Source organism: Winkia sp. UMB3158, assembly GCF_030217145.1.
GTDB lineage: Bacteria > Actinomycetota > Actinomycetes > Actinomycetales > Actinomycetaceae > Winkia > Winkia anitrata.
In genome coordinates, this window is sequence record NZ_JASONH010000008.1 from 40,825 (window position 1) to 65,492 (window position 24,668).

The 24,668-nt window shown below is 55.4% G+C and carries 23 protein-coding genes; 7 read left to right on the forward strand and 16 right to left on the reverse strand.

Annotated elements, in window-relative coordinates; genetic code table 11:
- Nucleotide 1 precedes the first annotated feature (1 nt).
- The 4 genes from rnhB to QP400_RS09290 all read right to left on the reverse strand — a co-directional run bounded on the left by rnhB (nt 2) and on the right by QP400_RS09290 (nt 4,710).
- A complete protein-coding gene (gene rnhB / locus QP400_RS09275) occupies nt 2–679 on the reverse strand; it encodes a ribonuclease HII (RefSeq protein ID WP_004806265.1) in 678 nt (225 codons plus the stop codon).
- Nucleotides 676–1,368, reverse strand: a complete 693-nt coding sequence (lepB, locus tag QP400_RS09280) for a signal peptidase I (protein WP_004806264.1) — start codon at nt 1,366–1,368, stop codon at nt 676–678. The genes rnhB and lepB overlap by 4 nt, the downstream gene beginning before the upstream one ends.
- Before the next feature lie 68 nt (nt 1,369–1,436).
- The gene (dnaG, locus tag QP400_RS09285; protein WP_004806262.1) at nt 1,437–3,374 is read right to left on the reverse strand and encodes a DNA primase; all 1,938 of its coding nucleotides are present in this window, start codon (nt 3,372–3,374) and stop codon (nt 1,437–1,439) included.
- A gap of 43 nt (nt 3,375–3,417) precedes the next feature.
- Nucleotides 3,418–4,710, reverse strand: coding sequence for a deoxyguanosinetriphosphate triphosphohydrolase (locus tag QP400_RS09290; protein WP_004806261.1), 1,293 nt, complete (start codon nt 4,708–4,710; stop codon nt 3,418–3,420).
- 108 nt (nt 4,711–4,818) lie between these two features.
- On the opposite strand from QP400_RS09290, the gene QP400_RS09295 reads away from it, so the two are divergent.
- A complete protein-coding gene (locus QP400_RS09295) occupies nt 4,819–6,069 on the forward strand; it encodes an alpha-amylase family protein (protein WP_004806258.1) in 1,251 nt (416 codons plus the stop codon).
- Here the strand turns inward: QP400_RS09295 and dusB are convergent.
- The 5 genes from dusB to QP400_RS09320 form a co-directional block, all read right to left on the reverse strand.
- Nucleotides 6,066–7,274 carry a tRNA dihydrouridine synthase DusB gene (dusB, locus tag QP400_RS09300; protein WP_285462652.1) on the reverse strand — a complete coding sequence of 403 codons (1,209 nt, stop codon included), beginning with the start codon at nt 7,272–7,274 and terminating at the stop codon, nt 6,066–6,068. The genes QP400_RS09295 and dusB overlap by 4 nt on opposite strands.
- Complete coding sequence (locus QP400_RS09305; protein ID WP_004806255.1) at nt 7,268–8,650, reverse strand: glycine--tRNA ligase; 1,383 nt, start codon at nt 8,648–8,650, stop codon at nt 7,268–7,270. The genes dusB and QP400_RS09305 overlap by 7 nt, the downstream gene beginning before the upstream one ends.
- A gap of 88 nt (nt 8,651–8,738) precedes the next feature.
- Nucleotides 8,739–9,617, reverse strand: coding sequence for a sugar ABC transporter permease (locus tag QP400_RS09310; protein WP_004806254.1), 879 nt, complete (start codon nt 9,615–9,617; stop codon nt 8,739–8,741).
- Nucleotides 9,618–11,144, reverse strand: coding sequence for an ABC transporter permease subunit (locus tag QP400_RS09315; protein WP_101485668.1), 1,527 nt, complete (start codon nt 11,142–11,144; stop codon nt 9,618–9,620).
- Nucleotides 11,141–12,334, reverse strand: a complete 1,194-nt coding sequence (locus tag QP400_RS09320; protein ID WP_004806250.1) for a sugar ABC transporter substrate-binding protein — start codon at nt 12,332–12,334, stop codon at nt 11,141–11,143. The genes QP400_RS09315 and QP400_RS09320 overlap by 4 nt, the downstream gene beginning before the upstream one ends.
- Before the next feature lie 122 nt (nt 12,335–12,456).
- Here QP400_RS09320 and QP400_RS09325 point away from each other — a divergent pair, with 122 nt between their 5' ends.
- The 5 genes from QP400_RS09325 to QP400_RS09345 are packed head-to-tail and all read left to right on the forward strand — an operon-like array spanning nt 12,457 to nt 15,924.
- Nucleotides 12,457–13,374 (forward strand): metal ABC transporter substrate-binding protein, encoded by a 918-nt coding sequence (locus tag QP400_RS09325; RefSeq protein WP_004806248.1) that lies wholly within the window; start codon nt 12,457–12,459, stop codon nt 13,372–13,374.
- Nucleotides 13,359–14,147, forward strand: coding sequence for a metal ABC transporter ATP-binding protein (locus QP400_RS09330; protein ID WP_004806246.1), 789 nt, complete (start codon nt 13,359–13,361; stop codon nt 14,145–14,147). The genes QP400_RS09325 and QP400_RS09330 overlap by 16 nt, the downstream gene beginning before the upstream one ends.
- Nucleotides 14,140–15,069 (forward strand): metal ABC transporter permease, encoded by a 930-nt coding sequence (locus tag QP400_RS09335; RefSeq protein WP_004806243.1) that lies wholly within the window; start codon nt 14,140–14,142, stop codon nt 15,067–15,069. Before QP400_RS09330 ends, QP400_RS09335 begins: the two co-directional genes overlap by 8 nt.
- Nucleotides 15,008–15,403, forward strand: coding sequence for a Fur family transcriptional regulator (locus QP400_RS09340; RefSeq protein ID WP_004806241.1), 396 nt, complete (start codon nt 15,008–15,010; stop codon nt 15,401–15,403). The genes QP400_RS09335 and QP400_RS09340 overlap by 62 nt, the downstream gene beginning before the upstream one ends.
- 17 nt (nt 15,404–15,420) lie before the next feature.
- On the forward strand, nt 15,421–15,924 hold the full coding sequence (locus QP400_RS09345; RefSeq protein WP_004806239.1) for an SNARE-associated domain-containing protein: 504 nt from the start codon (nt 15,421–15,423) through the stop codon (nt 15,922–15,924).
- Here the strand turns inward: QP400_RS09345 and QP400_RS09350 are convergent.
- Both QP400_RS09350 and recO read right to left on the reverse strand, forming a co-directional pair.
- Nucleotides 15,921–16,682, reverse strand: coding sequence for an isoprenyl transferase (locus QP400_RS09350; RefSeq protein WP_004806237.1), 762 nt, complete (start codon nt 16,680–16,682; stop codon nt 15,921–15,923). The genes QP400_RS09345 and QP400_RS09350 overlap by 4 nt on opposite strands.
- Complete coding sequence (gene recO / locus QP400_RS09355) at nt 16,679–17,413, reverse strand: DNA repair protein RecO (RefSeq protein WP_004806235.1); 735 nt, start codon at nt 17,411–17,413, stop codon at nt 16,679–16,681. Before recO ends, QP400_RS09350 begins: the two co-directional genes overlap by 4 nt.
- Before the next feature lie 161 nt (nt 17,414–17,574).
- Between recO and QP400_RS09360 the strand changes: the two genes are divergently transcribed.
- The gene (locus QP400_RS09360; protein WP_004806233.1) at nt 17,575–19,083 is read left to right on the forward strand and encodes a peptide MFS transporter; all 1,509 of its coding nucleotides are present in this window, start codon (nt 17,575–17,577) and stop codon (nt 19,081–19,083) included.
- Nucleotides 19,084–19,125: 42 nt separating this feature from the next.
- Here QP400_RS09360 and leuA read toward each other — a convergent pair whose 3' ends face one another.
- From leuA to QP400_RS09385, 5 genes are all read right to left on the reverse strand, one after another.
- A complete protein-coding gene (gene leuA / locus QP400_RS09365) occupies nt 19,126–20,892 on the reverse strand; it encodes a 2-isopropylmalate synthase (protein ID WP_004806231.1) in 1,767 nt (588 codons plus the stop codon).
- A 162-nt stretch (nt 20,893–21,054) separates the two neighbouring features.
- The gene (gene era / locus QP400_RS09370) at nt 21,055–22,005 is read right to left on the reverse strand and encodes a GTPase Era (RefSeq protein ID WP_081499172.1); all 951 of its coding nucleotides are present in this window, start codon (nt 22,003–22,005) and stop codon (nt 21,055–21,057) included.
- 26 nt (nt 22,006–22,031) lie between these two features.
- Entirely contained in the window at nt 22,032–23,300 is a 1,269-nt protein-coding gene (locus QP400_RS09375; RefSeq protein WP_004806228.1) for a hemolysin family protein, read from the reverse strand.
- Nucleotides 23,297–23,752, reverse strand: coding sequence for an rRNA maturation RNase YbeY (ybeY, locus tag QP400_RS09380; RefSeq protein ID WP_004806226.1), 456 nt, complete (start codon nt 23,750–23,752; stop codon nt 23,297–23,299). Before ybeY ends, QP400_RS09375 begins: the two co-directional genes overlap by 4 nt.
- On the reverse strand, nt 23,742–24,620 hold the full coding sequence (locus QP400_RS09385) for a PhoH family protein (RefSeq protein WP_101485665.1): 879 nt from the start codon (nt 24,618–24,620) through the stop codon (nt 23,742–23,744). The genes ybeY and QP400_RS09385 overlap by 11 nt, the downstream gene beginning before the upstream one ends.
- Nucleotides 24,621–24,668: the final 48 nt, after the last annotated feature.

Here is a 24,668-nt window from a genome sequence, read left to right on the forward strand (position 1 = left end):
ATTATTTCAGATGATCTTCCGAAATTCCTGGAAGATGCCAGGAGCGTCTATGGAACGAAGAGACGCCCAGTTCTGCCAGACCAGCCTTATGGGCAGCTGAGGCGTATCCCTTATTCGATGCCCAGCTATAACCAGGGTCAGGCAATGATTCCATATACCGGTCACGGTCAACTTTTATTAGCACCGAAGCAGCAGCGACAGCGCAACAGTTAGCATCCGCTTTGACCTGGGTAATGACCGGCGGCACCTCTGGCAGCGACGTATCTAAGTCAGGATGGTCGACGGGCGTAAGCAGGTCGGGAGAAGGTATAGAAAGCCAGTTGTGGGACCCATCCAAAAGCACTACATCCGCCTTCGACACCTTCGCCAAGGCCCGCCGCCCAGCTAAGCGCAGTGCGGCAACGATTCCCCACCGGTCAATCTCGGAATTCGAAGCATAGCCCAGCCCATACTCGACAGCCCAGCTCGTTATTGCGTTAACAAGGCCGGCGCGCGCTTTAGGGCGAAGCATCTTTGAATCAGCAAGTCCCTCGGGGACAGGTCCCATGAGCTCTTTCACTAGGACACATCCGACGCCAACCGGACCTGCTATGGCCCCGCGGCCGACCTCGTCCATAGCCGCAACAGTCCCGTACTTCTTAGCGAGGGCGACCTCGGTAGTCCGATCTGGCTGGATCATTTCACCGACTCGAACACATCTTGCGCCCCCAAGGACCCCCACCGACCTACTGGCCACATGATCCTCTTAGCGGGACCTACGATGTCTTCTTGCGCAATAGCCCCCGACAGTGGACCTGACATATGCAGTCTGGAATCTCCAGAGTTATCGCGGTTGTCACCCATCATCCAGTAGGAATTTGCAGGGACTTTCACATCAAATGAAAGCAAGGACGGATGTGAACCGGGCTTTAGATAGGGTTCAGTTATTGCCTTGCCGTTGACAGTAATCTTCCCGTCTGCAGTACAACACTTAACCCGGTCACCGCCTATGCCAATGACTCGCTTTATCAGGTACTGCTTAGGCTCCTCGTTCTTACCTACTGCTTTGAAAGCAAGCCGGCGGAGCTGATCTGAAAAAGACTCCGGAACATCCTGACCGTTTAGCCACCCCTGCGAATCTTCGAAAACAGCAACATCGCCTCGTTTTAGCTCTTTGTTGATCTTTGTAACCAACACCTGATCGCCTATTAGCAATGTGTTTTCCATGGACGAGGACGGGATCCGAAATGGCTGCGCAACAAAGGTATTTAGCCCCACCGAGAGCAGAATCGCCACCACCACGATTAGAAGAAACTCTTTTACCGAAGAAAGAAACGGGTGCTTCGGCTTGGCAGCAGCTGCTTCTTCACCCTCAATGTGCTTACCCATGGTGTCCTTTCAAAAGTTTTATGCGTTCATCTTAGCTGGCATCCCTACGGAGGGCATTTATAATGCCTCTACGAGCGCAAAGCTCTCTTTTTCTTCTCGATTTCCATAAGCTGACTGAATACCTCAGAATAGCTAGGATCATTCGGTTTCAGTCTTCCGAGCTGAGATCGAAGCACTCCAGCGCTACGGGTCAGCGACATGCCAACGAGTGCTTTTACGATCCCCTGCACGTAGGAACGCATTCTGCCCGGATCATCTTGCGCTAGCGGAGTTACTGCTAACTGCCGCACTAGCGGGGCTATGAATTCCCCGCCCTCTTCAAGAACGGATTCGAGCCATTTAGTTTGCGCTGCCCGCTGTCCCGCCTCATCAGAAGGTGGGGTGAGAGATGAAGCCTTCGCAAAGGCCGCCAGCCCTCCAGCGGCCCGGATGGCATCGTGAATCGCCTTGTGAGAAGGAGCCAAAAAAGCCTCTCCATCCAATTGGTCGAAGCCGGCGCCAATAGCATCCGCAGGTCGTTGCAATACAACCTCCAGGCACTGCCTTTCTAGCCTGGTAACCGGGTCAGCAGGAGGCACTGCCGGTGGCGCCGCCGGCCTACCAGCACCAGCCATCTGCACTCCCGGACGATTCGCGGGGCGATAAGACGACGAATGCCTCACAGCCTGCATTACTTCCGCCGAGTCCATTCCTAGCCAGCCAGATAGCTCACGCGCATACTCCCGTCTTAGAGCCCGATCCTTTATCTGGGAAACAACGGGGGCCGCAGCCCGCAACCCGGCTACCCGCCCCTCTGCCGTATTCAAATCCAACGAGGCAAGTACCGACCGGATCACAAAGGCAAACAGCGGTTCGCGCGACTCCACTAGGGCCCTAACTGCTTGGTCGCCCTTGGCCATCCTCAAATCACATGGATCTAGCCCATTCGGCTCGACGGCAACGAACGTTTGCGAGGCAAAGTTCTGATCTTCGCGGAATGCGCGCAACGCGGCCTTCTGCCCAGCAGCATCCCCATCGAAGGTAAAGACCACTTCCCCGCCGCGAGCCTTCCCCGAAGAAAGAATCACTCCTGCAGCCGGATCAGCCGAGTCGCCTATAAGGCGACGCGCGATACGCACATGCTCAGACCCAAAAGCCGTACCGCAAGTTGCTACTGCCTGCTCTACACCCGCCAAGTGCGCGGCCATCACATCCGTGTACCCCTCAACCACAACCAACTTGCGCGAAGCAGCAATCTGCTTTTTTGCAAGATCGATGCCGTAGAGAACCTGAGATTTCTTGTAGACCGCCGTTTCAGGAGTGTTCAGGTACTTCGGCCCCTTGTCGTCGTCCCCTAGACGACGTGCCCCAAAGCCCACCGTGGCCCCGGTCAAATCCCGAATAGGCCAGATCAAGCGGCCACGAAACCGGTCATAGAGCCCGCGCGAGCCTTGCGAAGCAAGTCCCGATGCTTGAATCTGGGCTTCTGTAAACCCATTCGAGCGGAGCACTCGAAGTAGCTCATCCCAAGAGGCGGGGGCATAGCCCACCCCAAAATGGGCAGCCACCTCTGGACCGAAGCCACGCGATGCCAAAAAATTGCGTCCGACCCTAGCCTGCTTCGTAGAAAGCTGAGAGACGAAGAATTCTTCAGCCACCCGGTTGGCGTCCAATATCCGCGAGCGCATCGACGTTTCTTCGCGCGAAGGCCCTGAGGCGCCGTCCTCGTAATGGAGAGTTATGCCTGCTTTTGCGGCTAGGTATTCGACGGCCTCGGTAAAAGAAATGTGGTTGATGTTCTGAACAAACGAGATTACGTCACCGCCCTCGCCACATCCGAAACAGTGCCACAGACCCATCTGAGGGCGAACGTGGAAGGAAGGGGTACGTTCGTCGTGGAACGGACAGAGTCCCTTCATTGAGTCAATTCCGGCGGGGCGTAAAGTTACATGGTCGGAGACGACCTCGTCGATGCGGGTGGCCTCGCGCACCGCATCTATATCCTCACGTTTGATTAATCCTGCCACGAGTCTCAGTCTACGGTGTTTCGGCTCTTAGATGACACAGGCATTAGATACCAGAGAGCATTCCGCAGATGCGACCATGCCATTGGTAAGCAGATATGTCTGTCAAAGAAGCTACCTGATCTATTACCACTCGCAGTTTTTCTGCATCGGTATTGCAAGCGCGCCAAGAGTTAGCGAAGGGTACCTCAAGAAGCTCAGGACCGCCCTCGTAAAGCGCATCGACCAGATCAAAGAGTGTTGTGCGCTGGTCAAGGTATACCGGTTCCATTTCGCGAGGAGCCATTACGTAGTAGACCGCAATTCCTTTCAGCACCAGAATCTCAGCCAAGGTTTGTTCAGGGATCACCAGATCCGTGTCATAGCGGGTTAGGGGCCCATCTCCTGCTGCCAACCTGGTTGCGTCGTGGGCTGCCCCGCAAAAACGCCCGATAAGTTCCGAGGTAAGATCCTTCAAAGCTGCCTCTGCGCTGTATGTCCAGTCGAATTCCCGCAGCCAGAAGTCGGTCCTCATCAGCCTGTCGAGGGCATCGGCTAGCTCATCAACCTGGATCTTGTCTCCGTACCACTGCCGAGTGCAGTCGAATATTTTTTCCTGCACCTGTTCGCATGCCAGTTCCGGAAGCTTAGCCTTGCCCATTGCGATCGCGTCCTCAACGTCGTGAACAGAGTAGGCAATGTCGTCCGATAGATCCATGATCTGGGCTTCTATACACCGGCGTCCCTCTGGCGCGCCCTCTCGAGCCCAGGCGAAGTAGTGCGCATCATCCTGATAGACGCAGTACTTACGCAGGGATTTTTCTTGGTTAGTCCCCTGGCCTTTCAGCCACGGATACTTCAGCACTGCGTCAAGGCAGGCGCGAGTCAGATTTACTCCTGCCGGGTTTCCCTCACTATCGGCTACCTTCGGCTCGAGCCGGGTCAGAATGCGAAATGTTTGCGCATTGCCCTCAAATCCGCCGCATTCAGTGGCAACCTGATCGAGAGCGCGTTCCCCATTGTGCCCAAAGGGTGGGTGCCCTATGTCATGAGACAAGCAGGCAGCATCGACAATGTCAGGGTCGCACCCCAGTTCTCTGCCGAGGGTTCGGCCCACCTGGGCTACTTCCAAAGAATGTGTCAGACGGTTGCGAGCAAAGTCCGAATTAACCGGCCCCATTACCTGCGTTTTGGCAGAGAGGCGGCGGAGCGCGGAAGAGTGCAGGATGCGCGCTCGGTCCCGTTCGAATTCGGTTCTGCGCTGGGATTTAGGGGCCTCTGGTACGTACCGTAGGCGATCATCTTGGCTGTAAGCGGTAAAAGCGGGTGGGAAAGTAGCTGCCTCGTATTCGTCCTTCACGAGGTCAGTGTATCGGCTGAAGTCATTTTTTCAGTTCTGCCAGGCCTATTTGTCCGCTCATGGGAGAGTCCGGTTTCTTTTTCTGGTGCGTCGGGTCACAATAGTAAGGTGAGTATTCCGTTTTCATTGCCGGGTACAGTTTGTACCCACCGCATCCATCCCCCTACCCGGGGAAGGCAGCCGTGGTGGCGCAACGGACTCATCTACGACTTCCGTGGATTCTGCAATGCAGCAGGTGTCCGCGCTGCAATTGAGCATCTCCCCTGGGTAGCCAAATTAGGGGTTGATGCTGTCGAGATTCGTCCATCTTTCGTGAGGATAGACAAGGACCCCTGTGTAAAGGACTTCATTGCGGCAGCACACAGGGCGAAGTTGAAGGTGGTAGTGCGCGTTTCGGGCAACATTCACACCCATGAACCGGTTGCGCCCGACAATCCCGCCTGCGCCCTCGGATACGAGGCTCCCGACCCTGTAAGGCATCTAGCTGCAGCCCTAGAGTCCGGAGCAGACGGCATCGATCTTGGGATGCTAGCTAACGATTCCTCCGCTCCCGAGCTCTTTAGCTGGTATAGCGAATACATGCAAAATGCCCGCTCGGAGGTAGGCATCTACATTCCTGAGGACGGTCTGCTTGCAGCCAGTGCCACCACGAACACGCAGGAAGGCCTACAGGGCCTTCTGACTGCCGACTACCTCGACCAGGTCCGCGACGACGGCCTCATCCGAGTTGAGTTCGAGGCCATCGACTTCTTATCGACAATCGTCACAACTATCCGCGAGCACAATACATCCGGCTCAGGTTTAGCGTGGTCTACCACCCCACCATCGACAGAACGGTGGAAACTTGGAGTATTCGACGACTTAGCTTGGTATAAGCCAGAACACGAAAAGATCTCGGAGCGCATACGCGCCGTCACTTCTTTAGTGCTAGCCCTGCCCGGATGCGTTTATTTACGCTCGGGGGAAGAAACGGCGAAGCCGGAGCTAATTACCCCGGGTTTTGCCCCCGAAGAGGGCGAGCATTCGACAGAGCTCATTGCCGCAACTACAGCCGAATGCGCCAGGCAAGCAGCCGATTCCTCGTCCGCATATTCGACGATGGTGCAGGCTACCTCTTTGCGCGCAAAGTATGGACTTGGGGAATCATCCTGGTCCTGGGTAGAGGCGGAGGCATACCCGCGCAATCAGGTACTGGTTGGTACCTCAGGATCGCTAATTACGGTCTTCAACACGTCTAATACCACGCAATACATTCCTCAATCAATGAAGCGAGTACACGTTTCTTCGCCCTCGGGCGTAGAAGCCATTCCTTCAATTGATCCGGGTACCTGCGCCTGGTTCAGCCCGATGAAGGCTTAGCCCCCGTCGGCCACCCGTGCCTCGGCAGCAGCCACCATTTCGAGCTGCCCGGCAGACAATTCCCTGGACGAGAGCCACCCTTCCGGCAGATGGGGCTGCCTAGGCCTACCTTTCCTGCCCCTGGCGCCCTTCGCAGCAGCTGGGTACGGCTGATCCAGATCTAGTTCGCCAAGAAGGTCCTCCAGTTCGGCTACGCTTCCCACGAGATTGAGCTTGCGACGTTCTTCCCCACCAACAGCAAAACCGCGCAAATACCATCCAACATGCTTCCGCATCTCGCGCATTGCTCGGTCTTCGTTGTGATTCCATTCCACCATTAGCTGCGCATGCTTTAGCAGAGTCTGCGCTACCTGTTCCAGGGAAAGAGCTAGCCGTTTTTTGCTTCCGGAAAGACAATAGGCGATATCGGCGAATATCCACGGTCGGCCCTGGGCTCCCCGCCCGACTACGACGCCGTCGCAGCCAGTTTGAGTCATCATCTGCAGAGCATCGTCACCGCTGAAAACGTCGCCATTGCCGAACACGGGTATGTCCATCGCGCTCTTTAGCTTAGCGATCATGTCCCAGTGGGCACTGCCCGAATAGTATTCAGCGGTAGATCGTGCATGTAGTGTTACCGAGGCACAGCCGGCATCTTGGGCTATCTTTGCAGCATCAAAGATGGTCTGGTGGTCGGCATCTATCCCGGTGCGCATCTTTACGGTTAGGGGGATCCTATCCGGCCCCGCCTCTTTATCTAAAGCCTTACGAGTGCGCTGCAGAATATCCTGCAGTAGACCTAGCTTCCACGGGAGGGCACTCCCGCCGCCCTTCCGAGTAACCTTAGGTACCGGGCAACCAAAGTTCAGATCAATATGCTCAGCCGCCCCCATTGCCACTGCGCGCGCGGCAGCAGCCGCGGTGGTGACAGGGTCCACCCCATAAAACTGGACTGACCTGACCGGATCGGTGGGATCAGGGGTGATCATGTCCAAGGTACGGGAGTTTCCCTCGACCAGCGCTCGAGCAGTAATCATTTCGGTGACATATAGCCCAGCTGGGGCCCAGTCCGGCCGGGCAGTCAGATCCTGCCCCATGTCATGCAGAGCTTCCTCCGCGAAATTACGGCACAGTCGCCGAAACGGCACGTCGGTAACGCCCGCCATCGGGGCCAACATCATTGGTACCCCGAGGGCGAGCGGACCGATCCTAACTGAACTTAGCAAATCCCGATTTTGTCGAGCAGGTAGTTCTTCACCTGGTCGATCGCTATGCGGTCTTGGGCCATGGTGTCACGGTCACGCACGGTGACCTGCCCATCTTCGAGCGAGTCGAAATCGTAGGTGATGCAGTACGGCGTACCAATCTCGTCCTGCCTGCGGTACCGGCGTCCGACGGCACCTGCATCGTCAAAGTCCACGTTCCAAATGGTGCGCAGTTCCTTGGCGAGGGCGCGAGCAGGCTCCCCCAGCTGTGGCTTGCGAGACAGCGGAAGAACTGCTGCCTTGACGGGAGCCAGGCGCGGGTCAAGACGCAGCACGGTGCGCTTATCTACGCCGCCCTTAGTGTTAGGAGCTTCGTCCTCGGTGTAAGCCTCAACGAGGAATGCCATGAGAGAACGGGTCAGTCCTGCTGACGGCTCGATTACGTACGGTGTCCACCGCTCGTTGTTAGCCTGGTCGTAGTAGTCGAGTTTCGTACCTGAAGCCTTCGCGTGGGTAGACAGGTCATAGTCAGTACGGTTTGCGATACCTTCCAGTTCGCCCCACTTCGAGTTCTGGAATCCGAATGCGAACTCGATATCTACAGTGCGCTTGGAGTAGTGAGAAAGCTTTTCCTTCGGGTGCTCGTACAGGCGCAGGTTCTCTTTAGAGATGCCGAGGTCGGTGTACCAGGACATGCGCTCGTCGATCCAGTACTGGTGCCATTCTTCGTCAGTTCCCGGGGCCACAAAGAATTCCAGTTCCATCTGTTCGAATTCGCGGGTGCGGAAGATGAAGTTACCGGGGGTAATCTCGTTTCGGAAGGACTTTCCGATCTGGGCGATGCCGAACGGGGGCTTCTTACGGGCAGAAGACATGACATTCGCGAAGTTTACAAAGATCCCCTGTGCCGTTTCGGGGCGTAGGTAGTGCAGGCCGGATTCGTCGTCGACCGGGCCCAGGTAAGTCTTAAGTAGGCCCGAAAATGCTTTCGGCTCAGTCCATTTGCCGCGGTTGCCGCAGTTCGGGCAAGCTAGGGCGGAAATGTCTACCTCGTCTTCGCTGATGCCCTTCTTCTCGGCGTATTCTTCGATGAGCTGATCTTCGCGGAGCCTCTTATGACAAGCCTGGCATTCAATTAGCGGATCGGTAAATGCCTTGACATGCCCAGAAGCTTCCCAGACCTGCCGCGGCAGGATTACAGAGGAGTCGAGGCCGGCAACGTCGTCACGGCCGCGAACAATACGGCCCCACCAGGCCTTCTTGATGTTTTCTTTTAGCTCTACCCCGAGCGGACCGTAGTCCCAGGCGGAGCGGGTGCCGCCGTATATTTCACCGCACGGGAAGACGAACCCGCGTCGTTTCGCTAAAGAGATTACTGAATCTAGGCGAGATGCCACGTTGACTCCTTCAATGTTGGCGCACCTGGCTGGTGCGTGAACCTGAAAACCAGTCTACCCACAACGGGTATCTCAGCCTAAACCGGTATTACCCCTTTACCGAGCCGGCGGTCAGTCCGGAGACAATGTACCTTTGTAGGAACAGGAACAATAGCAGCACGGGTACCGCTGCCACTACAGCGCCTGCAGCGAACTGTCCCCACGGCGCATTGCGTTCGTCAGCTGCCCACTGGAACAACCCCACAGCCAGAGTTAGTTTCGATTCGTCTTGCAGTACTACCTGTGCGATAACGAAATCACCAAAAGTAGAGACGAACGACAGCAAGCCCACCACTGCTAGAACTGGGGTTACCAACCGCATGATGATGCCCCAGAAGATCTGGGCATGAGAAGCTCCATCGATGCGCGCGGCCTCGTCCAAAGACTTCGGAATAGTGTTGAAAAAGCCGTACATCAAGAATGTATTGCCGCCCAAGGCGCCGCCCAAATACACACAGATCAGCGTCAGTAGCGAGTTGAGCCCCAAAGAGGGAAATACCTCGCCTATTGCCAATAGCAGCAGGTAGATTGCAACGAAAGCCAGCATCTGTGGGAACATCTGCACCAGTAGCAGGAATGTGAGCGTTGCCCGCCGCCCTCGGAAACGGAACCGAGAGAACGCATATGCCGCGCAAGCACCCATGATTACCGCGCCGATAGCGGTAACCCCAGAAACTAGCAGCGAGTTGAGCGCCCAAGTCCAAAACTTTGTTTTTCCTAATGCGGCGAAGTTTGCCAGAGAGAACGACGCGAATAGGTTATTAGAACCGGTAAGCGTCGCATTTTCCTGCAGCGCGGTGGAAAGCACATATAGCAGCGGCAACAAGCAGTAAACGATTACCGCCAGTGCCAGCAGATGCTTCCATCCAACCTGCTTCATCCGGTTGCCGAATCCCTTCTTGCGGCGGGACGGGAGGGTGGTACTCATTTAGATTTCCTCCAAAGTCTTGGTGCGCCTAAAGGAGATCCAGGCGATCAGTCCAACAATTATGAAGATGACTAGGGACATGGCAGAAGCCAAGCCGTAGTTCTTTGCCCCCGAGTCGAAGGCGATCGTGTAAACGAAAGAGATGAGGATGTCGGTCTCGCCCACCCCGAGCGGGTTGCCCGGATACTGGGGCCCTCCCCCGGTAAGCATGTAGATGAGGGCGAAGTTGTTGAAGTTGAAGGCAAAAGACGAGATCAACAATGGGGTGGTTGCCACCAGTACCAGAGGCAAGGTAATAGAACGCAGCTTGCGCCACCACCCGGCACCATCAATAGTTGCCGCCTCCATTACGTCGTCAGGCAGCGCCTGCAATGCTCCGGTGCAAACCAAGAACATGTAGGGGAAACCCAACCAGAGGTTTACACCTAGAATCGCTATCTTCGCCAGGGTTCCGTCTGAAAGCCAGGGAATCTCTGCTCCCTGCAGCAAAACGGTGTTTATGAAGCCAAACTTCTGATTCAGCATGCCCTTCCAGACGAGCGCAGCTAAAAAGCCCGGGAACGCGTAGGGCAAGATGAACAGGGATCGATAGATCTTCCGCCCGCGCACTCGTTTGTCGTTGAAGATGAGTGCCAGCAGTAGGCCGAACGCGAAAGTCGAGGCTACAGAGACGATCGCAAAGACAAACGTCCATATCAATGACTTGAAGAAGGGAACCCCTATGTCGGTTCCTGACACCATTTGTTTGAAATTATTGGCTCCAACAGCTACTCGCCAGCCCGGCGAAAGAGCCGTGCCGTCAGCGGCGGTAAAAGCCCCGTCATCGGTGGCCTTGTAAACCTTGCCCGTCTGCGTGTCGGTCATAGTCTGTTTGCCAGCATCGTATTTCATGCTGGAGCGCGATAGATAGGCATGCTCGCCATCTTCAGTGCGCCAAGCTGCACCGTCTGCAGCTGGCAGTCGCATCTGCGTTATTTGCATTTGGTTGTCTACTACATCTGCAAAATCGGCGACTTTCCAATCTGGCACCGAGACAATCTGGCCGTCTTTGACCTTGGCCCCGGGGGCTGGTTCCAGCGCCTTGCCATCCTCGCCTACGTACACCTTGCCGTCTTTGACAACTGCAAGGCCCGTCTTCGATATCGATGTCACAACCTTTGCGGGTACTACCGGCCCCACGCGCGTCTCATACTTCGCGGTAATGGCAGCAACGGCGTCCTCTTTGGTTGAATTATGCCCGCTGCCGTAGTTGGTAAAGGCGATGTAGCCGGTATAGATCATGACGAATAGCTGGAATACCAGCAGAAAGACCATTCCGGGAATCAAGTATTTTCCGGGTAAGAATCGCTTCGAAAAATACACTACGTCAATAATGATCAAGGAGATGAGGACGGCGACGAACACAATCGTCGAGCCCGCCATCCAACATGCAAACAGGCAGTACAGCCCGAAAGCATTGACCGCTGCCATGAGCAGGAGCTTAATAAGCCAGCCGCCTGATAGACGTGTCGAAGATGCCTGCATCATTTAGCTCCGATCTCGTTTACAATGTTGGCGTTCATGCGATCCCACCCCTTGGTAGGATCCTGTTTTCCAGTGAGAATGTTTAGTTCCGTTCCACCCCAGAACTTCCAGACGGAGCCCATCTGGGGCAGCGCCGGCATCGGCGACGCGCCTTCTCCGGCTGTGAGGAAACCTCTAAGGACCGGATCTTTCATGCTGGCAGCGATCTTGGTTTGTGCCGGCACGCGAGGATCAAGTTTGAATAGCAGCTTCTGGCCCCTCTCGGAGGCTACATAGTCGAAAAATTTCCGCACCAGTACCGGATTAGAAGTCTTGTTAGAGGCGAAGAATACCTGCACGCCCAAGAACGGAGAAGCTTTCTTGCCTCCTGCCGACGGGATGGGCAGGACGCTGATGTGTCTGCCGGCTTCTTCGTAGGCACTGGTATTCCAAGGTCCAGTGATTTGGAAAGCGACTTTGCCATCCATGAAAAGCTGCTTTGATTTGTCGCCAGTAATGTGCGCATCAATGGAACCATTCTTTCCCTGCTGGGCAAGCCAATTGGCAAAGTTCTTTCCCTCTTTGCCCGCCATCCCCAGATCTGTGGTGTAGCCGAACTTGTCCGATTTGAATACCGGCGCACCGAAAGAAGTCTGGAAGGGATACATGTGATAGGGGTCGCCCAGCTCAGGATCCTGATCGATGACGAACGGGTACTCCGCCCCACTTTGCCGACCCGCGTCGATCATCTCGGTAAAGGTCTTCGGCTCCGCCTTAGTTAGATCATCGTTGCGAACCAGGCCCAGGTTCTCTGTTGCATAGGGAACTCCGTAGATTTTCCCGTCGTAGGTAACCGCCTTAATGGCCTCTTTACGGAATCTTTCGGTGGGAATGTCTACCGGATTTACCACACCGTTTTGAACTAGTTTGCCGAGTCCGTCGTGGGCGGTAACAATCAAGTCAGGCCCCTTGCCCGAGGGAACTTGTTGGACGAAATCATCGGTAACAGCATCACCCTTGCGCACCACAACATTGATCTTGATATGGTCTTGTTTCTCAAAATCCGCAGCCAGCTGCTTCATCGCATCAAGGCGAATACTATCGGTCCAAAGAGTCAGCGGACCGTATGCGTTATCGGAGTGAGTAGCCGCCGAACAGCCTGTCAAAGCCAACAATGTGGCGCAGGCGGCAGCAAGCAGTACACGTGCGCGCATGGGGTTCCTTCATCGGTGAAAAGAAATGTTACATAGAAACCTTACCGCCGCTCTGGACAATTTTTGATCACTAGAAGAAACCTCTTTTTGACAACCGTTTTCATTACCCTTACTCTGCCACTATGAAGAGATTCGCCTTCCTTGCCGCAGCCTGCCTAGCCCTCTGCAGCTGTCAGGGCACAACAGCCCAGCCGCAGCAAGGATTGGAGGTATCGACCGCGTTCTACCCACTGCAGTACTTAGTAGAGGAGATAGCAGGGAAGGAAGCCCATATCACCTCTTTAACTCCCGCTGGAACGGAACCTCACGACCTCGAACTGGCTACCAAAGATTTGGTGCAACTACACAAAGCTGACCTGGTGCTATATCAGAAGGGATTCCAGCCAGCTGTGGACGAAGCCATAAGGCAGGCGGAACCAAAAACCGCATTAGACATCTCCACAGCCGTTGCCCTGGTCCCCACCACCGCACACGAGGGCGAACACGCTCTAGTCGGGATCTCTAAAGCCCACGAGCACGCTGAGCTGGACCCCCACTTTTGGTTAGATCCGCTAAGAATGGAAGCCGCGATTGCCCCCATCAACCGGGCACTTACGCAGGCAGACCCAGAGCATAAGGAACAATTCGCAGCCAACGCAGCAGCACTGAAAAAGCGGCTGGACGACTTGGACTCCTCGTACCGGCAGCGGCTGCGCAATTGCGGGCTTTCCCAGATTATCGTCTCCCACGAAGCCTACGGCTATCTAGCTGACAGGTACGGTTTCTTACAGGTCGGCCTTTCAGGATTCGACCCGGAGCAAGAAGCCTCCCCCACCCAGCTTGCAAAGATTGGAAAAATCGCCGCCGACGCGGGCGTGGAAGTCATCTTTTCAGAGAACCTACTCAACCAGAAAAGCGCTAAGACGCTGGCAGCTGATCTTGGCATAAAATCTGAGGTATTGGACCCCATCGAAACTAAAGTCGGCAAAGCCGACTATCTTGACACAATGAAATTAAACCTAGACAAGATTGCGAACGCCCTCCAGTGCAAGACGAAGTAGCTTTAGACGTAAGAAATCTTCAAGTCGCCCTATCCGGCAGAACGATATTGCATGACCTCTCCTTTCAAATTCGAAAGGGCGAAGCCGTAGCGCTGCTCGGGGGAAATGGCTCAGGCAAATCTACCCTGGTAAAAACGCTGGTAGGAATCAACCCTCACCAGAGCGGGAGCATCAGCTTCTACGGACAAAAACTGGCGCGCATTCACCAGTCCTCCGACTGGGCCCGAATCTCCTATGTTCCTCAACGAGTCAGTGCCGCCTCCGGCGTTCCGGCTACCGCGCTGGAAGTAGTGCTTTCAGGCACCCTAGGACGAGGGCGGCTCCGGTATAGAAAGGGAGATAAGGAACGAGCCCTTACTGCCCTCGAGCGGGTAGGGCTGGCTTACCGGGCAGACGAATCAGTACAGACCTTCTCGGGTGGTCAGCAACAGCGAGTCCTCATTGCCCGCGCGCTTGTCCGCGAGGCCGATTTCATCATCATGGACGAACCCGCAGCAGGCATCGACCTCCACTCCCTGGACACCCTTGCCAAGACGCTGAACAATCTGCGCAGCCCAGCGAGATCCTTCCTGATAGTGATGCACGAGATGGGACCGCTTGCCACCTTCTTCAATCGCGCCATCGTCTTATCTGGAGGCCACCTCGCCCACTCTGGCAACTTTGACCAAACTCATTCCCACGGCGACAGCCATGCCCATATGGGCCCTTCAGGAGGCGACTTCTCGCCAGAGGTAGCCGCAGGACCGATCGATACGGGAACCCCGAATGCTTGACACTCTACTTACCTTGTTTTCCACGCCTTTCATGCAACGCAGCCTCATTGTCGCTGTGCTGGTAGGCGTTTCTGCTCCCATCATGGGCACCTACCTGGTCCAGCGGCGCCTCGCTCTTCTCGGTGACGGGATTGGCCACGTGGCACTTACCGGCGTCGCCCTCGGATGGCTGGTCGGGAACGCCATGAACCTGACTTCCTCGGATGCGCTCGCAGTGCCCGGTGCGGTAGTTGCTTCGGTTGTGGGAGCCGTCTTGATCGAGATCGTTCGCGAACGAGGGCGCACCTCCGGCGACGTGGCCCTGTCACTGTTGTTCTACGGCGGCATTGCCGGCGGCGTGCTCCTAATCGGGATTGCCGGCGGCACCACCGCAAACCTAAACGGGTACCTGTTCGGCTCTATCGCGTCGGTGTCATGGGCAGACGTGCTGCTTACCGCCCTCCTTGCTGCGCTGATTCTGGGCGTTGGCCTCGGGCTTCGCCCAGCCCTATTCTCGCTATGCCACGACATTGAGTTTGCGCGCGCTAGCGGATTGCCTGTGCGCATGCTGACCACCCTGATAGCGATAGTTTCTGCCTTGACTGTTTCGACGGCAATGCGAGTCGTCGGCGTCCTCTTGGTCTCGGCAATCATGATTGTTCCGGTGGCAATCGCTCAGCTGGTGACGGCTTCATTCCGTTCCACGATGGCGCTTGCCGCAGCAATGGGAACATTGCTGTGCCTTGCCGGACTCGTGGTTTCGTATTTCTATCCGGTCTCTTCCGGAGCCACAATTGTAGTTCTGGCTATATTGCTTTACGCTATCGTTGCGTTTGCGCGTCCGTGTATCCTAACTCTGAAGGATCGTTGCAGGAGGAAGAATGGCGGAACAAAGGAACACCAGACAGAAGGAAGCAGTACTGCAGAATCTGCGCACCTCTGACAGTTTCCGTTCTGCACAACAGATTTTTACCGACCTAACGCTTTCGGGCTCGAATGTGGGACTCACTACCGTCTATCGCAACTTGCAGCGACTTGCTGAAGCTGGCGAGGTAGACGTTATGAAGAATGACGAGGGCGAAGCTCTTTACCGCATTTGCGATACTGAAAGTCATCATCATCACATCGTGTGCCGAAACTGCGGCAAAACCATAGATGTTTCCGGCCCTGAGTTCGAAGAATGGGTAGCTAAAATAGCAGCTCAAACAGGGTTTAGCGAGGTCAATCATTCTGTCGACCTACTGGGAATATGTCAGGATTGCTCTAAACGTCACTAAACAGCTAACCTGAGCCTATGAGTGGTGTTCCTGGCTTTCTAGAGGGTTTTCCCTGGGTTTTCTTCTTCGCTTTCCTAGTAGTGGTTGTGGCCGGGCGCTCGCAGGCTACCTATTGGCTAGCGCGCGGATCAGTGGGAGCCATTCGCAAGGGCGCTTCCAAATCACACAGCCACCTCGCTCAAACCATCACCGCGAAGATGGACTCAGATGGTTTCGACAAGGCAGTACGCTTCATCAATAAATGGGGTCTACTAGCTATCCCCCTGTCGTTTTTGACCATCGGCTTCCAAACCATGATCCACCTGGCCGCTGGCTCCCTGGCAATGAATTGGACCCACTACACCCTGGCAGCAATTCCCGGCTACCTTGCTTGGGCGGGTATCTATTCGACCGTTGGGATGGCCGCCTTTTACGCTGCCTTCTCTGCGCTAGCAGGCAGTCCCTACGCGATCGTGGCTGTGCTCGCCGTAGCTGCAGTTATCGCCCTCGTTGTATACATGCGCAAAAAGCGCACCGCCTAAACTCGGTCTACGGCTCCCCCAAAACGGCGCTCCCGACCGGCAAAGGCCAGGCATTCATCCCACAGATCCTCGCGGCGGAATTCGGGCCAGGGCTTTGGAGAGAATGCCAGCTCAGCATAGGCGCATTGCCACAGCAGAAAGTTCGAGAGTCGACGCTCGCCGCCGGAGCGAATCAACAAGTCTACATCGGGAACATCCGGCAAATAGAGATTCTTTCCCACGGTTGCCTCGCTTATCGAGCCTGGCTTCAACTTGCCCTGTGCAACGCGGGAGGCAATCTTATTCATCGCATCGGCCAACTCAGCGCGGCCTCCATAATTGAGGCACATCACCAAGTCCATCTTGGTGTTATTCTTGGTGAGCTCCTCGGCCGCCTGCAGCTCAGTTATCACTGACTTCCACAGCTTTGGCTTGCGCCCTGCCCACCGCACCCGCACGCCCCATTCGTGCAGCCTATCGCGCCTTTTCCGTAAAATGTCGCGGGAGTATCCCATAAGGAAGCGCACCTCTGCCGGCGACCGTTTCCAGTTCTCTGTAGAGAAGGCATACACAGACAGGTACCGCACTCCCGCTTCTAGAGCCCCGGCAATCGTGTCCATAAGAGCCACTTCGCCTCGCTTATGGCCTTCTGTGCGTGGCAGCTTGCGAGCATTAGCCCACCTGCCGTTCCCATCCATAATGATTCCCACGTGCGTTGGGGCGACCAACGAGGACGGAACCCGCCTCTCGCCCTCGGCAGGACCTGCTACTTCATTCATATTCCTCGCTCCAATACTGCTAGAGATTTCAGACGCCGTTCCAGGTGCCACTGGGCGTACGCTGCCACCAGCCCCCCAATCTTAGACCGAGCAGGCGACTGAGACTTCAGTGCTTCCTGCCAGTTCCCCGTTAGCAAAGCAGCGGCTAACGCAACTTCTTCCGGCTCCAGGCTCACAGAAGCAGGAGGACGACAATTCCCGCAAACCACTCCCCCTGCGGTAGTAGAGAATGCCTCGCCAGGGCCGGGTGCCCCGCAGATAGCGCAATCCCAGCACGAAGGTGCCCACCCAGATAGGGCAAGACCGCGAAGAAGATAAGAATTCATGACCAGCTCTCGTGGCAACCGCCGATGCGCAAGAGCGTGAAGCGCACCACGCAACAGGTTGAAATGGGCTGGTGAAGAAGCCCCTTCCACAGTTAATTTTTCCGCCGCCTCAACCATGACAGTGGCAGCTGTATACAGCTCGTAGTCGGCAGCAATCTGCCGACCGTATTCGGCAATTGGCTCTACTTGCGTGAAGGTATCTAGGTTCCGCCCTCGGTATGCCTGAAAGTCAATCACCGAGAAAGGTTCTAAGCGCGCCCCAAGTTTAGATTTGGTTCTTCTAACGCCTTTGCCTACCGCGCGTATTTGCCCGTAGTTACGGCTAAGCACCGTGATAATGCGATCAGCCTCGCCCAACTTATGTGTGCGCAGGACAATGGCATAATCTCGGTAAGTCCTAACCAATTACCCCTCCGTGATTAAGATCACCCTATATGCAAAATTTGCGTCTCAGTTTGCATAAAAGAGCGTATTAGGCGAACAATGCTATCTGTGTCATAGCCATGATAAAGACACGTCGCGTCAACTGGCGACGCGACCCACCTATTCCTGGAAGGAAAGACCGCATGAGCGAGCAATCGTCGCCCGTCAGCCGGTCCGAACACCCCAACAAGGTAAAAACATTTTTTGGGCACCCGTTTGGGCTTACAACAATCTTCTTTACCGAGATGTGGGAACGCTTCAGCTACTATTCAATGCGTGCGATCCTGCTTTACTTCTTGGTCGACACCGTTGCTAACAATGGTTTGGGGCTTGAGCAGTCCCTTGGCGAATCACTAGTTCAGGTTTACTCAGCATCGATCTTCTTGATCGCTGTTCTGGGCGGCTGGGTGTCCGACCGCCTCTGGGGCCCGCGGCGGTCTACACTCTACGGCGCCATCATCATCGCGCTGGGCCACGCGTGTCTTTCTCTTCCCATGCAGACCTCTGCATACGTTGGCATCATTCTTGTAGCTATCGGCTCCGGCGTTCTAAAGCCGAACACCGCGACCATGGTCGGCCAACTCTACGACGAGACCGACCCCAAGCGCGACGCAGGCTATTCACTGTTCTACATGTCCGTCAACATCGGATCTTTCGTTGCGCCCTTCGCGGTTTCCGCAGTGCGTTCTTTTGGTGGCTACCACGCCGGATTCTCGCTTGCTGCAATCGGCATGGTGCTGGCACTAGTTTGCTTCGTAGTTGGGCGCAGGTATCTGCCAGCTGAAGCCGACACCGTGCCTACTCCAGTTCGCGACGAAGAAAAGAGCCGCATCACCATGATCTGCGCGGCCGGACTGGTCGCCGTTGTTGTTCTGTTCCTTATCGTTCACATGGTCACTGGAAACTCGTTCCTAGTAAACGTGATCGATACGCTGACCATAATTTCGTTGGTTGCACCGATCGTGTACTTCATTGTCATGTTCCGTTCCAAGCAGGTAACGGCAGATGAACGGTCTCGTCTCCGCGCCTTCATTCCGCTATTCATTGCCGCAATGATGTTCTTCATGATCTTTGAGCAGGCCTCCTCTTCCATGGCTTCGTTCCAGAAGAACAACACCGACCTGAATACCGGCCTCTTCAACATGTCGCCGGAGCTCTTTGCAGCTGTAAACCCGATCTTTATCGTGCTACTTACCCCCTTCTTTGCACGCTTCTGGGAAACACGAGGCCGCAACATTTCAACCGCAGTCAAGTTCACCGTCGGCCTCGCGCTGGCTGGCCTGTCTTTCATCTGGCTGGGCGCATTTGCCTTCCACTACCTGAATATGAAGGCTCCTTGGTGGGTAATCACCATCTGCTACATCATCCAGACTATTGGCGAGCTATGCCTCTCCCCCGTCGGACTGGCAGCAACCACCCTGTTGGCTCCCAAGGCATTCCGGTCGCAGGCACTATCGCTCTGGTTCTTAGCTTCCGCAGCCGGACAGTCAATTGGTGCCCAGGTGCTCAAGGCTACCGGCGAGTTGCCGGCACACCAGATGTTCCTGGTTGTCGGCGGCATCGCAGTCGTTCTTGCCGTGGTTCTTGCAGCCTTGTCCCCATGGATCTCAAGGCACATCCACGCCGGACAGAAACTAGCACCGGCTGAATAGCAATCAGCTACATGTTGTGGGGCCCTCGGGCCCCACAACTGTTTAACGCAGTGAACGGTTCACTGCCGAGATAATGGCCTTATAAGAAGCCCTGGTAATAGACGGATCAATGCCGACTCCCCACAGCACCTGCCCATCTACGTCAGCCTCGACAAATGCGGCTGCAACCGCGTCATGGCCAGAAGACATTGCGTGTTCGAAATAGTCGAGCACGTGAACTGCAATTCCCTCCTCGCCAAATCCACGGCAGAACGCATCAATGGGACCATTGCCACGAGAGGTAATACTGCAAGGAATTCCCTCGTCCGTATAGTCACAGGTGACCTCTACAACCTCGTCATTGCCGTCAGTAAACGTGATAGATGAAGCTGCCCGCAGCGCAAATCTACCCCACGGGCGCACGCTTTCATCCTTAGCCGCACCATACGGCAGATATTCATCGACAAAAATGTTCCACATTGCGTCGGGGTCAATCTCGCCGCCATAAGTGTCAGTATGCCGCTGAATAATCCGGGAAAATTCAATCTGGAGCCGGCGCGGCATGTCGATGTTGAACTTCGAAGCCATGACGTAGGCCACCCCGCCCTTGCCGGACTGCGAGTTGACCCGCACTACCGCCTCATAGGACCTACCCACGTCATGCGGATCGATGGGTAAATACGGGATTTGCCAGGGCACGTCCTCTTCAGAGCCGGCTTTAGCAAGCTGGTCCTTTCGCGCCGCAAAGCCCTTCTTAATCGCGTCTTGGTGCGAGCCCGAGAACGACGTGTAGACCAAGTCCCCCATGTAGGGAGCACGATCCGGCACCCGCATCCCTGTACAGTGCTCTACAGTTCGCCTTACCTCGTCGATATTCGACAGATCGAGCATTGGATCCACGCCCGAACTAAACAAATTCATAGCAAGGGTGACTAGATCAACGTTCCCCGTGCGCTCCCCCTGCCCAGCGAGGCATCCTTCAACGCGATCGGCTCCCGCCATAATTGCCAGCTCAGCGGCAGCAACAGCACTGCCGCGGTCATTATGAGTATGAACAGAGAGGGCGATGTGCTCCCGGTGAGCCAAATTCCGACTCATATACTCAACCCGGTCCGCAAACACGTTAGGGCTCGTACGTTCCACAGTAGCCGGAAGGTTTATTATCAATTCCCTATCCGCATCGGGGTGCCACACTCCCGTAACGGCATTACAAATTTCCAGGGCAAAATCGATCTCGGCATCCACGAAAATTTCAGGAGAATACTCAAAGCCGAAAATCGTCTCCTCGCTAAGTCGCTTCTCTGCCGTAGCGATTATCTGCTGGGCCCCAGTAACGGCCAAATCCACCGTAGCCTGTTTCGAATTCTTGAAAACTACCTCGCGAAACAATGGGGAGATGGCATTGTAGAGGTGCACAGTCGCCCTCGGCAGACCATCGATTGCATCAAAAGTGCGGTCAATCAGATCTGCCCTAGATTGAGTCAGAACAGAGACTGTCACGTCCTCTGGTACTGCACTGTCCTTTACCAAGGAACGTACAAAGTCAAAATCTGTCTGCGAAGCCGCAGGGAAACCGATCTCGATTTCTTTGAAGCCCATGTTCACAAGCAGCGAGAACATCTTTCGCTTTTGCTCCGGCGACATCGGTTCGATAAGTGCCTGGTTGCCATCGCGCAAATCCGTCGATAGCCACCTTGGAGCCTTAGTGATCGTCTTGGCCGGCCACGTCCTATCGGGCAGAGACAGTGGGTTAGTCTCACTGGCAGGACGGTATTTAGATACCGGCATGGCCGAAGGTTGTTGGGTAGAGCTTCTCCCGGTCGTTCGCATTAGTATTCACTTCCACATAGTCGTTTCGCCGGTACGGCTAACTCCACGACGAGGAACCGGCACATCAGGACTCGCCGCGGCAACTAAGCAGAAGGAACAACCTCATAAAGTAAAAACTAACACCACTTTATGTATTGGATTGCTAAAGTCCGCCTTTTGACACTAAAGGCCGAGCCTACCTAACATCTTCGGATCGGACTGCCAATCTTTAGCAGTGCGAACATGCAGATCAAGATAAACCCGCCGATTCAAATACTCTTCGATGTTCTGCCTAGCGTTCGACCCGATCCACTTCAGCCGTGAGCCTCCCTTGCCAATGATTATTGCCTTCTGGGAGTCTCGTTCTACGTACATGTTGACGTGGATGTCGAGCAGCGGCGGCTTCTTCTGCCCTTTTACCGGCTTGCGCTCAATTACCTCTTCCACCTGGACTGCTAGAGAGTGAGGCAGCTCCTCGCGCATCCCCTCTAGCGCAGCTTCGCGAATAAACTCCGCGATCATCGTGTTGTCAGATTCATCCGACTTGGCATCCAAGGGGTACAGCGGCATCGATTTTGGCAAATATTTCATGGCAACCGAGATCAGGTCGTCAACCTGCCTCCCCTTGGCTGCCGAGGTGGGCACGATCTCGGCCCAATCCCCCAACTTCGAGACAGCATCAATCTGAGGTAGCAGCCGCTCTGGACCCACCAGATCAGACTTGGTTACCACGGCTATTACCGGCACCTTCACCGATTTCAACTCGCGCGCGATAAAACGGTCACCCGGACCAATCTTCTGATCAGCCGGGATACAGAAGAATACCAAGTCGACCTGCGTTAGTGCCTCGCGCACCTGATCGTTGAGGCGCTTGCCCAGCAGGGTTCGAGGGCGGTGGTAACCGGGAGTATCCAGCAACACGAGCTGGCCTTCGTCGCTGGTGTGTACCCCACGCACGGTATGCCTGGTCGTTTCTGGACGCATCGAGGTAATGGCTATCTTCTTGCCTACGATCGCATTGGTAAGTGTGGACTTGCCAACGTTAGGACGCCCGACGATCGTCGCAAAACCGGCTACAAAGTCCTCTGGCGTCTGCGGTAGAGACATTCCCTCTACAGCGGAAGGGCCAGCCATTAGCTCTTCGTCAGATGGAAAATCAGTCACTTGTCCTCGTTTCTACACCGTGCGATCACAGTAGTAATGGTGCGGCGTCGCCCAGTTGCTTCACCAGCTGTCAAGTCTAGCCCCTGCGCGGGGGCACTGGCACCGGCCAGTGGCACTTTCCCTAGTGCCTTTGCCAACAATCCCGCCGCGGTGTCTACGTCTTCATCTTCAATTTCCAAGTCGAATAGCTCGCCTAAATCATCCAACGGGAAGTTTGCCGGAACCTCCCAAGTGTCGGGAGCAAGCTGGCGCGGTTCCGCCTTGGAATGGTCGTGCTCATCGGTAACGTCGCCCACAACCTCTTCAATTAGATCCTCGAGGGTGACGAGGCCGGAAATCCCTCCGTACTCGTCTACCAGCATCGCAATATGGTCGCCAGAGGCCTGCATTTGCCGTAACAGGTTATCGAGTAAAACCGTCTCGGGAACAAACAATATGGGGCGCATCATTGTGTGAACCGGCGCCTGTTTGGATTCACTATGCCGGTGAACCCTGCCCAAGAGATCCTTCAGTACCAGCACTCCCCGCACATCGTCGGTGTCTTCACCGGTAACTGGAAGACGCGAGAACCCAGACTTCACAAAAAGGCTCATTGCTTTGTAAGCCGGCGTGTCCTTATCTACCGTAATCATTTCGGTGCGAGGGACCATTATCTCGCGTACCAAGGTAGTTCCCAGCTCAAAGACAGATCGCAAAAGTTCGCGATCCTCGTCCTCGATCTCGAGGCTTTCTTCCTCGCCCATCTCGTCTACCATCTCGCGAAGATCGTCGGCCATTACCTGGCGCGCCTCTGCCTCAGTAAGGGCAGACTCGGGGCGAAGCCACAGGTAAGCCTTGGTCGCAGGGGCAAGCAGATAGGTCGCGGCCCACACCGGCTTCGCAGCCAGAAGGGCTACAGATTCCGGATTGCGACTGCCAACGGAATCACCGAACAACCCGGAGATGAGCCAGGCTGCTCCCGCCGAAATTAGCACTGCTACTAGAATCCGCACCCAGGTAGGCCACCACGGAAAATTAACAGCGAGCACAATAATGACGGTCGCCAAAGTAGAGAATATGATGCGCATTCCCCTGGTTGCAGTAAGCGACAACGCCTTGTGCTCGATAATCTTCCGCACGACCTCGGCGCCCTCGCGTCCGTCCTCTACAAGGTCCTCAACTCTTGCCCTAGACAGGCGTAAGAATGAAGTCTCTGCGGCCGAGAAGAATCCGGTAAGAACTAGGCAAACTAGGGCTAGTACGCCCAGCCAAATTACTTCCTTCAATCTTTCTCCGCTAGGAAAGTAAGCAGCAACTTCCGCTGCAGGCCAAACATGACCTTCTTTTCCTCTTCTTCAGCATGGTCATATCCAAGCAGATGCAAAATGCCGTGGACGGTCAGTAGGAGCATTTCCTCGGTAGTCGAGTGTCCGGCAGCGCTAGCCTGCTTTTCGGCAACTTGGGGGCACAGCACAATATCCCCCAAAATCCCTGCCTCAGTGGGATCTTCAGCGGTGCCGGGGCGCAGCTCATCCATTGGGAAGCTCATCACGTCCGTTGGCCCTTCCAGACCCAGCCACCGCACGTGCAATTCCTCCATGGGTTCAGGATCAATGAACATGATAGACAGTTCCGCACTGGAAGAGACATGCATCTTCTGCAACACGAACGCTGCTAGCGCAGCAAACTCTGCTTCGTCGACCTCGTAGGAGGTTTCGTTACATACCTCAGTACTCATGCTTCAGCCTCTCTTTAGCACTGTCTCGCCGATCGTAGGCGTCAATAATGGCCCTGACAGTGGCGTGGCGCACTACATCCGCACTGGAGAATTTACAAAACTCGATGCCGTCAATCCCGGCCAACACGTTCACCGCATCCACTAAACCTGACAGGTTGCCCTTGGGAAGATCGACCTGGGTCGGATCTCCTGTGATCACCATGGTCGAGTTAAACCCAAGCCTGGTCAAGAACATCTTCATCTGCATCTTGGTGGTATTTTGCGCCTCATCAAGGATGATGAAGGCATCGTTTAGAGTACGCCCGCGCATGTAAGCCAGCGGTGCCACCTCGATAGTGCCCGACTCACGCAGTTCAACCAAGGTTTCGGGCTCAAGCATATCCCCGAGCGCATCATAAACTGGGCGTAGATACGGATCCACCTTCTCGGTAAGCGAGCCAGGCAAGAATCCCAACGACTCTCCGGCCTCGACGGCAGGACGCGTAACAATAATGCGTCGTACTACCCCATCGAGCAGTTGCTGTACTGCTTTAGCCATTGCCAGGTAGGTTTTGCCAGTACCCGCCGGGCCGATCCCGAACACCACAGTCGACTCGTCCATTGCCCGCACGTACTTGGCCTGCGTCTCGCTTCGAGGACGAATTGCGTGGCCACGCGCAGAAAGAACAGCCGCGGAAACGGTAGCCTGCTTCTCTTGGGAAGCTTGCAACAGCGAAACCGCGTGCGCCACCTCATCGGGCCCCAAAGGAGAACCGGATTCGGCAAGCGAAATTAACTCCTCAAAAAGTGCGGTCACCGCCTGCACCACGCCGGCAGGCCCTTCCACGTGGATCGTGCGATCTTGCACCCGAATATCGACACTCGGCATGCCGTCTTCTATTGCTCTAAGTGCGCTATCGCCAGCGCCGAAAAGTGT